This is a genomic window from Hymenobacter sp. BT730 (assembly GCF_030542105.1).
In the GTDB taxonomy this organism is placed as follows: Bacteria; Bacteroidota; Bacteroidia; order Cytophagales; family Hymenobacteraceae; genus Hymenobacter.
In genome coordinates this window covers 245340-257265 of record NZ_JAUOFB010000002.1, presented here as the reverse complement: position 1 = coordinate 257265, position 11926 = coordinate 245340, and the positions used below count along the sequence as shown (strand labels likewise).

Below are 11926 nucleotides of genomic sequence, written 5' to 3'. Positions count from 1 at the left end.
TGCAAAAAACGCCTTTTATGGGCGTATGCGCAAGCTTTTGCTTACTCACAAATAATTTGATCTTTGAATTCAACGTTGACGCGGTGGTACGTATCCCAGCCCAATACAGGGGGTATCTGACGGTAAAATACCATTAGTTTCGCAAATTTTTCTGAAATATTCTCCGGTAAGCCAAATTCTACACGCTGGTCGCCTACTTGTTGGGTAAACGATAGTTTGCCATTAGGGCCAATAAATACCTCCGCTACCTGAGCGCGCCAGAATGGATGCTCATCAATAAACCGGAGGAAGTCCAAATATCTTCGACCAGTGGAATCCTGAAAAAATGCAGCTTGCAGAGGCTGTCCTCCCTGACGAGCTATGGGAACAACGCGCGCCGTGAACAAGCCGGAAAGCGGCAAACGGCTTCCGGTATCATCAATGTAGCTATCCTGGCGGGTGTCGGGGTGCACTAAACGGGCAATAGGACGGTTCTGGCGCACATCGGCGTGCAAATTTCCAGCCAGGTCGCGGTACACCTGGGCATCTTTCACGAAGCTATGGGCTTTGAGACGCGCTTCTAGCCCCTTGAGGTTAAGGTCCTCGGGTCGGGCGCCTTCCAGGCGCTGGTTGCCGTTGCGCGTCAGTAGTGCTGTCACTTCCTGCTCGCTGATAAAATAGTTATTAAACTCATTACCAATGGTAACTATGACATTGCTAACAGGGCGTTGTGCTTGCCGCACACCGGCAAACACGGCCAGCGCTGTGAACAGCACAAGGCAACCCGTAGCGAAAAATAAGTTATTTACTTTACGCTTCAACTCCATTCCATCGAATATTTAAAATATTCTTTAAGCGAGGCACCAATTGGTCGATGTCGCCGGCTCCAACGGTGGCCAGTACATCAAAATCATTGTCTATTTCGGCGGCGGCCAGCACCTGTTCCTTGGTTTGCAACGACTTACGGGGAGCAGTAATCTTGGACAAAATCATTTCCGACGTAACGCCGGGAATGGGCAGTTCACGAGCCGGATAAATATCCAGCAGCACCACTTCATCGGCCAGGCTGAGGCTTTCGGCAAAGCCATCCACAAAGTCGCGGGTGCGGGTGAACAGATGGGGCTGGAAGATGACGCGCAGCGTTTTGCCGGGGTACAGGGCGCGCATGGAACGCAGGAACGCCTCAATTTCCCGGGGGTGGTGAGCATAGTCGTCCACGTAGCCGTGCTTGGGCGTGGTCACTACAAATTCAAAGCGGCGCTTTACGCCACGGTAGGCCGCCACGGCTTCCCGCAGGGCTTGGGGCTGCACGCCTTCCAGCTGGGCCACGCAGGTGGCAGCCAGCATATTTTCCACGTTGTGGAAGCCGGGAACCGCCAACTGCAGATCCGTTACTGCACCCGCGGGCCCGTGCAGATCAAAATGAAACTGATGGCCTTGCGCGGTGATATTGGTGGCCCATAGCTCCGGACCCTGCTCAGGAGTGAGGCCGTAGCGGATAACGCTCACGCCAGCGGGAGCTGCGGCCGCTACACTGGGGTCAGCGGTATGGTTAATGATGAGCGTGCCCCCGGCCTGAATCTGGCTCACGAACTGGCGAAAAGATTCTACCAGCGCGTCCTTGTCCCCATAAATATCGAGGTGGTCGGCATCGGTACTCGTTACAATGGCCACCGTAGGATGCAGCGTCAGGAAAGACCGGTCATACTCATCGGCTTCTACCACTACCGGGGCGCTGCTATCGGTAGCGCGCGGCAGTAACAGGTTAGAGCCCAGGTTTACGGAGATACCACCCAGAAATGCCGCGCAGTCTACGCCCGCGTGGTGCAACAGATGCGCCACCATGCTGCTGGTGGTAGTTTTACCGTGCGTGCCGGCCACCGCAATAGTGGGCCGGCCAGCGGTAAGCAAACCCAGCACCTGGCTGCGCTTCCGGATATCATAGCCCTGCTCCCGGAGCCAGGCCCATTCCTGGTGGTCTTTGGGAATAGCGGGCGTAAGCACCACCAGCGTCTGGGCGCGGTTTTCGCGCACCAAGGCCGGCATGCTGCTGACGGCATCCTCATAATGAATGAGAATTCCTTCCGACGTCAGCGCCTCGGTGAGGGGCGTGGGCGTTTTATCATAGCCGGACACCTGGTGGCCGTTGGCTTTAAACCAGCGCGCCAGCGCCGACATACCAATGCCCCCAATACCCAAAAAATAGACGTAGGGAAATGCAGCTACCGGATTCATGGGCGAGACACAAGGGCTAAAAGTTCATCCACAATGGTCCCGGTTGCCTCGGGGTGTGCCAATTGGCGCACATTGGTACGGAGCTGCTGCTGCCGGGCTTTATCCTGCAACAACGCCAGCGCTTCATTATATAAACGGCTAGGTGCTTCGGCATCCGAAACCAGTACGGCGGCATCGCGCCGCACCAGGGCCATGGCGTTTTTGGTTTGATGATCTTCGGCCACGTTGGGCGAGGGCACCAGAATGCTCGGCTTGCCTGTGAGGCAGAGCTCTGACACGGACAGCGCCCCGGCGCGACTAATCACTACATCGGCCGCGGCGTAGGCCAGGTCCATGCGCTGAATAAACTCCAGCGCTTTCAGATTACTGTCGGCAAAAGGAGCCGTCTGGTGCTCTGCCTCGTGAGCATAGGTTTTGCCGGTTTGCCAGAGCAGCTGCACACCGGCTTCGCGCAGGCGGGGTAGGGAGGCAGCTGTGGCGTGGTTGAGGGTGCGGGCTCCCAAGCTACCGCCAATAACCAGCAGCACGGGCCGGGCCGGATCCAGGCCAAAGAACTTCAGGGCTTCTTCCCGATTACCGCTGGCAATTTCCGTGCGCACGGGGTTACCGGTAATTACCAGCTTATCAGCCGGAAAGAAAGAGTCCATGCCTTCATACGCCACGCAGATTTTATTCACGCGGCGGGCCAGCAGCTTGTTTACCAGGCCGGCGTAGGAGTTTTGTTCCTGAATGAGCGTAGGAATACCGCGGGAAGTAGCCGCCAGCAGCACAGGCGCCGAGGCATATCCCCCCACTCCTACCACGGCATCGGGCCGATACTCCTCCAGCAGCTTGCCGGCCTTCCGCACCGAGCGAAACACGCGCACCGGGAACATCAGGTTTTTGGGCGTCAGGCGGCGCTGCAAACCCGTTACATCCAGGCCCACAATCTTGTAGCCAGCCTCGGGCACGCGCGTCATTTCCATACGGCCATTAGCACCCACAAACAGAATTTCCGCATCGGGTTGGCGACGGCGCACTTCGTTGGCAATGGCCACGGCCGGGAAAATATGGCCACCCGTACCGCCCCCGCTGATAATAAGGCGGAGAGGCCCGGAAGTTGAGTTAGCGCTATGGTGCTTGGAATGCGGCATTTAATAAGTCAAGGCGACACCTGAGTGGAATAAGTCAGGCGATGAAATTAGGCGTAAGCGGTTTTCTTATGAATGCGGGCAGTGTCTTCCGGCTCGCCGGTCATGGGACGAATTTCCCGCTCTCCACGGCTCACACTCAGGATGATACCGATGCTGATACCCGTGAAAATCAAGGAGGTACCACCCATGCTAAGCAAGGGCAGCGGCAAACCCGTAATAGGCCCCAGCCCTACGGCTACGCCCATGTTTACCATGGCCTGCAGCACCAGACTAAAGCTCAGGCCCGCTGACAGCAACCCGCCAAAAGCGCCGTAGCTGTTCATCACCGTAATCAGCCCCCGGTATAGGAAGGCCAGGTATAAAAAAAGAACCGCTACACCGCCCACCAGGCCGTATTCCTCGATGATAACGGCATATATGAAGTCGGAGTATGGGTGAGGTAGAATATTGCGCTCCGTGCTTTTGCCGGGGCCTTTGCCTGTAATCCCGCCCGTTGCAATGGCTATATAGCTGTGTTCCAGCTGGAACGGCACAGGCTTACTCTTATCCGTGAAGTTCTCAATGCGCGACTGCACCGTTTTAAAACGCTGACCCGTGGAAAGGCCAATGCCGCCCACTACGGCGCCAATGGCAATCATGACGGCCATTTGCTTGAGGGGTACCCGGCCAATAAACATCAGCAGCAGGCAGGTGGCAAACAGCAGCAGCGCAGTAGAGGCGTTACTCATGATGATGATGCCGCAAATCAGGCCAACCCATAGCATTACGGGCAGCAGGGTAGTTTTGAAGTCTTCTACATGCTGCTGGCGGCGACTAAGCATAGATGCCAGGTGCGAAATCAGCGCCAGCTTGGCCAAGTCGGAAGGCTGAAAGGTTTGATTGATGCCCGGGATGGTTAGCCAGCGGGAAGCCTCGTTGATGTTGGAACCCATGAAATAGGTAAACACCAGCAACGGCACGGAAATCAGCAGCGCATACAGTGCCAGGCGCGAATAGTGGCGGTAATCAATGCGGTGCGCCAGCCACATAAAGAATAAGCCAACGAATATCAGGCCGGTGTGCTTCATGAGGAAGTACTCCGTGTTGCCGCCCATTTTCTTGTAGGCCAGCGTACCCGTGGCCGAGTACACCACCGCAATACTGATCAGCGAGAACAGAATAACAATGCCCCACAGGACCGGGTCGCCCTTCAGGTTATTGCGCAGCCAGTTTTTAATGATGTCCATGGGTCCATTTGAAATCTGCTGTCCGGCGGAGCTAGGCTCTGCCGGACAAGTGGTCTTTACATCTCAGCGCTTATTTTTTCTACCGCTGCCGAAAATTGCCGGCCGCGGTCCTCATAATTCTTAAACAGATCGAAGGAGGCGCAGGCGGGCGAGAGCAGCACTACGTCGCCGGGGGCCGCTAGCTCGGCAGCTCGCCGCACGGCGGTTTCCACGCTTTGCGTTTCCTCCAGGTGCGGCACCACGGGGCCAAAAACCGTCTTCAGCTTTTCATTATCCATACCCAGGCAAATCAGCGCCTTCACGCGGGACTGCGCCAGGGGCACCAGGGAGGTGTAGTCGTTGCCCTTATCGGTGCCGCCCGCAATCCAGATTATGGGCTGATGAATGCCGTCCAGCGCATACCAGGCCGCTTCCACGTTGGTAGCTTTGGAGTCGTTGATGAACGTGGCGCCGTTGATTTCGCCTACGGGTTGCAGGCGGTGGTCGGCGTTGCGGAAGGTGCCCAGCGCCGATTCAATCTGCTCCGGCTCCAGCCCCGCAATGCGGGCGCAGAGCACGGCGGCCAGCGTATTCTGCTTGTTGTGCTGCCCAATGAGCGGGGAGGCGGCCGTACTGATTTCCTGCCCACCGGTGGCTAGGCTGGGCGTCAGGTTGGTACACACCCGGTCTTCAGCGGTATAGTAAGCCGCCAGGTGGAAATCGGGGCGGTGGTGTAGGCTGAAGGGCAGCTGGTTGGTTTCGTAGAAAGCCGAGGCAAACTCTTTCTGAATGACCTCGTCATCGGCATTGTAAATGAAATACCCGTCGCTGTCCAGGTTGCGGGCAATGCGCAGCTTGGCCTGGGCGTAGGTTTCCAGCGAGTAGCCGTACCGGTCCAGGTGGTCGGGGGTGATGTTGAGCAGCACCGCCACCCAGGGCTGGAAGTCGTGGGTGTCATCGAGCTGAAAAGAGCTCAGCTCTACCACATAGTACTCGTGCTGGTCCTGAATGACCTGCTCAGCCAGCGAGAATCCCACATTGCCCGCCAACCCCACCTTCAACCCAGCTTCTTTCAGCAGGTGGTAGGTGAGCAGCGTGGTAGTGGTTTTGCCGTTGGTACCCGTAATGCAGATGCACCTGGCGTTGGTATAGCGGCCGGCAAACTCAATTTCCGAGATTATGGGCGTCTTCTTCGCGCGTAGAGCCTGAATGACAGGCGCTTTCTCCGGAATGCCAGGGCTTTTTACCACCTCATCGGCCGCTAGCACGCGCTCCAATGTGTGGGTACCTTCCTCGTAAGGAATACCCGCAGCCATCAGCTTTTGCTTGTAGGCCAGCTGAATAGGGCCCCGGTCAGAAACAAACACGGTGTGTCCTTTGGCCTGCGCCAACAGGGCCGCCCCTACTCCACTCTCTGCTGCACCCAGGATGACAATGTTCATATTAGCGCAGCTTCAGGGTTACAAGCGTGAACACAGCCAGCATAATGCCGACAATCCAGAAGCGAGACACGATTTTGGATTCGTGGTAGCCCAGCTTCTGGTAGTGGTGGTGCAGCGGCGACATGCGCAGCAGGCGGCGCCCTTCGCCGTACTTGCGGCGGGTGTACTTAAAGTAGCTCACCTGCACCATTACGGAGAGATTTTCCACCAGAAAAATGCCACAGAGCACCGGAATCAGCAGTTCTTTGCGCACTATGAGGGCCAGCACTGCAATGATGCCGCCGATAGCCAAGGAGCCCGTGTCGCCCATGAACACCTGGGCCGGGTAGCTATTGTACCACAGAAAGCCGACACAAGCCCCCACAAAGGCCGTACAGAAAATTACCAGCTCCCCGGAGTTGGGGATGTACATAATATCGAGGTAATCGGCCAGAATGGAGTTGCCACTGACAAAAGCAAAGATGGCCAGCGTAATGCCGATGATGGCCGAAGTGCCGGCTGCCAGGCCATCGAGGCCATCGGTAATGTTAGCCCCGTTGGATACAGCCGTGATAATGAGAATGACGATGGGAATGTATAGGATGCTGTACAACCCATTGAAATAAGGCCCGGCGTAGCTGAACAGGTTGCCGTAATTCAGCTCGTTGTTTTTGGCGAAGGGAATGGTGGTAATCATCAGCTTCACGTCCTGATATACTGTGCTGGCATCCACCGCTGAAAGGTCCCCATTGGGCAGCAGGTACTGGCGCACCGTTACATCCTTGCTGAAGAACAGCACCCAGCCCACTGTCAGACCCAAGCCAATCTGACCCAGCACTTTAAAGCGACCGGCCAACCCCTCTTTATCCTTCTTAACAACCTTAATATAGTCGTCAATGAAACCAATCAGCCCCAGCCACACGGTGCTCAACAGCATAAGAACAATGTAGATGTTGTCGAGCTTGGCGAACAGCAGCACCGGCACCAGAATGGCCAGCAGAATAATGAGGCCGCCCATGGTAGGGGTGCCTTTTTTCTCCATCTGGCCCGTCAGGCCCAGGTCACGGATGCTCTCCCCAATTTGCTTGCGCTGGAGGATGCGAATAAGCGGCTTGCCAAAAAACTGCGCGATGATGAGTGAGGTAACCACCGCCATGGCCGCCCGGAACGAAATAAACTGGAAAACACCCGCGCCCGGCAGGTGGTAGGTTTTATCAAGATAATTAAACAGATAATAGAGCATGGGCGCAGGGTTCAGCGGGTCACAGGGTGGGACATTCCTAACTGCAAATATTCCGCTTTTTGGGTTGGGGTCAAATGTTGTGTTTTAGCAGATTTTGAAGTACTACCGTTTCTTATGCAACTCCATTCGCAGGCTTGTTTTTCATTTTCCCAATAAGGCGAACATTTCCTGCAACACCTGTTTATCATCGAAAGCGGAGCGTACGCCTTTGATTTCCTGATAATTTTCGTGGCCTTTACCGGCTACCAGCACAATGTCGCCGGGGCCGGCCAGGGCACAAGCGGTTTTAATAGCTTCGCGCCGGTCGGCAATGGTGAGTACTTTGCCCAGGTCCTGGGGTAGCACGCCGGCCTGCATTTGGGCCAGAATATCGTTGGGGTCCTCGAAGCGAGGGTTGTCCGAAGTCAAAATTACTCTATCGGAGCCCTTACAGGCCAGGTTGGCCATGATGGGACGTTTGGCCCCGTCACGGTTGCCGCCGCAGCCTACCACCGTAATAACCTGCTGCTGAGGCTGACGGATATCAGCAATGGTATCAAGCACGTTTTCCAGCGCATCGGGGGTGTGGGCGTAGTCTACGATGCCCGTTACGCGGGTTTTCTCCGAAACTACCGGCTCAAAGCGGCCGGGCGCGGAGGTCAGGCCCGACAGCACGGTTAGTACCTCAGCCGCATCTTCGCCCAGCAAAACTGCCGCGCCATAAATGGCCAGGATGTTATAAGCGTTGAACACCCCGATGAGGCGAAACTGCACTTCGTGGCCATCTACTTCCAGGTGCAGCCCGTGCACGGCATTTTCAATCAGCCGGGCCCGGAACGTGGCCGGGCCGCGCAGGGAGTAGGTTTCGCGGCGGGCAGCCGTGTTCTGCAGCATCACCATGCCGCGCTTGTCATCAGCATTAGTCAAGGCAAAGCCCGATTTCGGGAGGGCATCGAAAAAGCCTTTTTTGGCTTTCAGATACGCATCAAAGGTACCGTGATAGTCGAGGTGGTCGTGGGTGAGGTTGGTAAACACGCCGCCCGCGAAGTGCAGGCCCGTTACGCGGTGCTGCACTACGGCGTGGGAGCTTACCTCCATAAACACGTGGGAGCAACCGGCCTGCACCATGCGCGCCAGCAGCTCATTCAGCCGGATAGCATCGGGCGTGGTGTGCGTGGCCGGAATGACTTCTTCATCAATCTGATTCTGCACCGTGCTCAGCAGGCCTACGTGGTAGCCCAGCTCCCGGAATAGCTTGTGCAGCACGGTGGCGCAGGTAGTTTTGCCGTTGGTGCCCGTAATGCCTACCAGCTTAAGCTTGCGCGAGGGCTGCCCGTAGAAAGCAGCGGCCACATAAGCCATGGCGGCCGCGCTGTCCGGCACCTGCACGTAAGTTGTGGCAGGATTTAGCTCGGTGGGCAGGCCTTCGCAGAAAATAACGCTTACCCCCTGCTCCACGGCCTTCGGAATAAATTGGTGCCCATCGGTGGCGGCACCGCGCAGGGCGAAGAACGCCAGCCCGGGCGCCGCCTGCCGCGAGTCCAGCGTAAGGCCGCGCACTGCCACCTCGGCCGGGCCGTGCTGGGCTACCACCTTTAGGCCGGTCAGCAGAAACGAAAGGGAGTGCGAGAGAGAAGATTCCATGCAGAAAAGAACCCCGGCCAGGCAGCTAGCCCGGTGCCGGAGCGTTATACTTTAGCTTTCGATTTAGATTTGATTTCGGGAGCGTCTGAGTCCTCCTGGGTAAGCTGCTGCTTGAGCTTGCGCTGCTTTTCCAGCAGGGCGGCCCGGGTTTTAGCAGGGTCCGGGTCGGCGGGCGTCAGCAGCTTGTTTTCGGCCAGCTTGGTAGCCGCGGGAGCAGGTAGCGGGGCCGGGGCCGCCGCTTTCTGGCCAATGGGCTGTAGTTCCAAAATTACCATTGCGCCCCGCTGCAAAGGTGTTCCGGCGGCTATCGACTGCGCCTTTACCCGGCCAGTGCCGTTCAGACGCACGCGCAAACCGCGGTTTTCCAACAGGAACAAGGCATCGCGCAGGGTCATGCCCACTACGTTAGGCACCCGACCGCGCTTGATGGGGTTCAACTGCAAGGCCAGGGTTTTGGCATTGCTGTCCGTCTGCTCAGTACGCACCCAGTCGTCGCCATCGGCCTGGCTTTCGCTCTTCAGGCCGATACGCTCACACACCAGTTGCAACTCTTCCTGCATGCCTCCGCCCACGGAAGGAATCCGCTTCTTGTTGACGGGGGCCCGGGCCAGCAGCGGCCGTTGGCTGGCCGCGTCGCGGGCCATGGCTTTGTCGGCCAGTTCGCGGAACACAGGGGCCGCCACATCAGCGCCGTAAATACGACCGTTCTTAGGCGAATCGACTACTACAATGCAGCTATACTTGGGATTATCGGCGGGGAAGTAGCCGCAGAAGCTGGTGGAATACACTTTGGTGTAGGCGCCGTTCTTGAACTTCCAGGCAGTGCCGGTTTTGCCGGCCATGGTAAAGTCGGCGGAGCGGATACCGCGGGCGGTGCCTTCGGTTACCACGCCTTCCATCATGGCGCGCACTTTGGCCAGCGTTTCTTCCGAGCAGATTTTCTGATTCAGTACCCGGGGCTCAAAGTGCTCCAGCACCTTATCGGCCTGCTTTATTTCCCGCACAATAATGGGCTGCACTTTCACGCCGTTGTTAGCCACGGCATTGTAGAAGGCCAGGGTTTGTAGCGGCGCCAGCTTCAGCTCGTAGCCAATACTCATGGTAGTGAGTGAGGTGCGGCTCCAGCTGCGGTCGGTGGGGTCTTTCACGTAGGGACGGGCCTCGCCGGCCATCTGGAAGCCTAGCGGCTTGTCCAGCCCAAACTTCTTCAGGTAGTCGGTGTACTTGTCGGGGCTTTTGCTGAACTGGTGGTCGATGAGCTTGGCCACGCCGATGTTGGAGGACTTCTCGAACACCTGCTTCACGGTAATCTTGCCGTAACCGTGCGAGTCCGTTTTTACGGCGCCGCCCACGTACACGCGGCCGTTGCCGGTGTCCACCATGTCATCCAGGGTGATGTCAGGGTTTTCCTCAAACAGGGCCATCATAGAGGCCAGCTTGAAGGTAGAACCCGGCTCAGTACGGCCCTGGTCGGCAATGGCGTAGTTGTAGTCTTCCTTATAAATGCCCTCGGCCACCTTGCCCAGGTTAGCCACAGCCTTGATTTCACCGGTTTTCACCTCCATCAGAATCACGCAGCCATACTGGGCGTTATTATCCACAAGGGACTTGTAGAGGGCATTTTCGGCTACGTCCTGTAGGTTGATGTCCAGGGTCGTTTTCACGTCGTAGCCGGGCACGGGCTTCACCTCGGTGCCATCGTAAATCGGCTTGTTGCCGCCGGGCAGGCGCTCAAACAGCGCTTCGCCGTCTTTGCCGGCTAGGTGCTTGTTAAAGGTGTACTCTAGGCCGGCGCCGTTTTTGTCTTCGTTAATGAAGCCAATGGTGCGCTGGGCCAGTCCGCCGAAGGGCCGGAAACGCTTATCTACTTTCTCGAAAATAGCCCCACCCTTGTTCTTGCCAGCCCGGAAAATGGGCCATTGCGTGAGCAGCTTTTTCTCCTGAAAGTTGATTTGCCGGGAGTTGAGGCGCAGGTAGCGCACGGCTGGGTCCTTGGCACGCTTGGCATTCACCAGCTTGCGGCGGTATTCCTGGGGGCTGCGGTCTTTGAAAAACTGCGAGAGCAGCAGCGCCAGGGAATCTACCCCACCCCGGAAGGTTTGCTCATTAACTACGGAAGGGTCCCAGGCCACCCGGTAGAAGGGCAGCGAGGTAGCCATGATGCTCTCGTTATCGGAGTAAATGTTGCCGCGGGTGGCAAACACCGGCTGGTACACAATGCGGCGCTCCTGTTCCAGGGCACGCCACTTCTCCCCTTCGTTAAACTGAATGCGCGCCACCTTCCATACTACCGCCGCCGAAAACAGGCAAACTCCCAAAAACGCCAGCCGGACGCGGGTAACAATGGACTTTTTAACGTTTCCTTTCATTGCGGCGGGTTGCTGAACGATTGGAAGAAGGTTTGGCGGTAGTTTCTGCTTCGGTTTGGTGTAAGGCGGCTTCGGTAGCCTCCGTGGTGGGCACGCCCACCGGCACGGGCGGCGCGCCTACGTCCACGGGCTCATCTTCGGCGGCAGGTGGGTTGGCGCGGGCGGCGGAGTCGGCCACGGCCTGGGCCGCTACCGAGTCAGCCGTCAGCAAGGGCTTGGTGTCCAGCTCGGCGGCATCCAGGCGGCCGGCGGGCACGGTGATGCGGAACGGCGGCGAGGAGCTTTCCACCAGCCCATAGGCCGCCACTTTGCGGGCCACCTCGCTTTGCTTGCTGGCCTCCATGTAGTCAGATTTCAGGGTAGTATAGTCGGCGCGCAGGTCTTCCGTCTCCAGCTTCAGCTTCTGAATGCTGCGGTTCATGCGCAAACCGTAGTGCGTGTTGCCGATGTAGAGCAGCGTCAGGAACATGATAAACAACACGTGCGGCAGGAAGCGCACGGGCAGCCCCTCGCGGAACAGCCCATCCATACTGGCCAGCCGGTCCAACAGGGAGAATACGCTCCAGGTGCTGCGCTGCCGCGTGGGGCGCGGGCGCTCCGGCTTCTCACGCGCTGGTTCGCGCTGCGGCTCCGGGGCGGGGGCCGGCGGCACTACCTCCCGGGGCACATTGGCCCGGGGCTGCGAGGAAGGCGGACGAAGCGTATTAATGGCCATGCG

The 11926-nt window shown here is 57.7% G+C and carries 9 protein-coding genes; all 9 read right to left on the bottom strand.

Going from position 1 to position 11926, the window contains the following annotated elements; translation table 11 throughout:
- Window positions 1-41: 41 nt before the first annotated feature.
- Window positions 42-755 (bottom strand): cell division protein FtsQ/DivIB, encoded by a 714-nt coding sequence (locus tag Q4G72_RS08030; protein WP_303310900.1) that lies wholly within the window; start codon window positions 753-755, stop codon window positions 42-44.
- A gap of 34 nt (window positions 756-789) precedes the next feature.
- Window positions 790-2214: a UDP-N-acetylmuramate--L-alanine ligase gene (gene murC / locus Q4G72_RS08025; protein ID WP_303310899.1), complete on the bottom strand. Its 1425-nt coding sequence runs from the start codon at window positions 2212-2214 to the stop codon at window positions 790-792.
- Window positions 2211-3347: an undecaprenyldiphospho-muramoylpentapeptide beta-N-acetylglucosaminyltransferase gene (murG, locus tag Q4G72_RS08020; RefSeq protein ID WP_303310898.1), complete on the bottom strand. Its 1137-nt coding sequence runs from the start codon at window positions 3345-3347 to the stop codon at window positions 2211-2213. The genes murC and murG overlap by 4 nt, the downstream gene beginning before the upstream one ends.
- A gap of 47 nt (window positions 3348-3394) precedes the next feature.
- Entirely contained in the window at window positions 3395-4573 is a 1179-nt protein-coding gene (locus tag Q4G72_RS08015) for an FtsW/RodA/SpoVE family cell cycle protein (protein ID WP_303310897.1), read from the bottom strand.
- A gap of 56 nt (window positions 4574-4629) precedes the next feature.
- The gene (murD, locus tag Q4G72_RS08010) at window positions 4630-5994 is read right to left on the bottom strand and encodes a UDP-N-acetylmuramoyl-L-alanine--D-glutamate ligase (protein ID WP_303310896.1); all 1365 of its coding nucleotides are present in this window, start codon (window positions 5992-5994) and stop codon (window positions 4630-4632) included.
- A gap of 1 nt (window position 5995) precedes the next feature.
- Window positions 5996-7216, bottom strand: coding sequence for a phospho-N-acetylmuramoyl-pentapeptide-transferase (gene mraY, locus Q4G72_RS08005; RefSeq protein ID WP_303310895.1), 1221 nt, complete (start codon window positions 7214-7216; stop codon window positions 5996-5998).
- Window positions 7217-7357: 141 nt separating this feature from the next.
- Window positions 7358-8839: a UDP-N-acetylmuramoyl-L-alanyl-D-glutamate--2,6-diaminopimelate ligase gene (locus Q4G72_RS08000; protein WP_303310894.1), complete on the bottom strand. Its 1482-nt coding sequence runs from the start codon at window positions 8837-8839 to the stop codon at window positions 7358-7360.
- 44 nt (window positions 8840-8883) lie between these two features.
- Entirely contained in the window at window positions 8884-11208 is a 2325-nt protein-coding gene (locus tag Q4G72_RS07995; RefSeq protein WP_303310893.1) for a PASTA domain-containing penicillin-binding protein, read from the bottom strand.
- On the bottom strand, window positions 11192-11923 hold the full coding sequence (locus tag Q4G72_RS07990) for an FtsL-like putative cell division protein (RefSeq protein ID WP_303310892.1): 732 nt from the start codon (window positions 11921-11923) through the stop codon (window positions 11192-11194). The genes Q4G72_RS07995 and Q4G72_RS07990 overlap by 17 nt, the downstream gene beginning before the upstream one ends.
- Window positions 11924-11926 lie beyond the last annotated feature (3 nt).

Coding starts and splice junctions, on each gene's coding strand:
- Q4G72_RS08000 (WP_303310894.1), bottom strand. CDS start 8,839: ATGGAATCTTCTCTCTCGCACTCCCTTTCGTTTCTGCTGACCGGCCTA.
- murD (WP_303310896.1), bottom strand. CDS start 5,994: ATGAACATTGTCATCCTGGGTGCAGCAGAGAGTGGAGTAGGGGCGGCC.
- murG (WP_303310898.1), bottom strand. CDS start 3,347: ATGCCGCATTCCAAGCACCATAGCGCTAACTCAACTTCCGGGCCTCTC.
- mraY (WP_303310895.1), bottom strand. CDS start 7,216: ATGCTCTATTATCTGTTTAATTATCTTGATAAAACCTACCACCTGCCG.
- Q4G72_RS07995 (WP_303310893.1), bottom strand. CDS start 11,208: ATGAAAGGAAACGTTAAAAAGTCCATTGTTACCCGCGTCCGGCTGGCG.
- Q4G72_RS07990 (WP_303310892.1), bottom strand. CDS start 11,923: ATGGCCATTAATACGCTTCGTCCGCCTTCCTCGCAGCCCCGGGCCAAT.
- Q4G72_RS08015 (WP_303310897.1), bottom strand. CDS start 4,573: ATGGACATCATTAAAAACTGGCTGCGCAATAACCTGAAGGGCGACCCG.
- murC (WP_303310899.1), bottom strand. CDS start 2,214: ATGAATCCGGTAGCTGCATTTCCCTACGTCTATTTTTTGGGTATTGGG.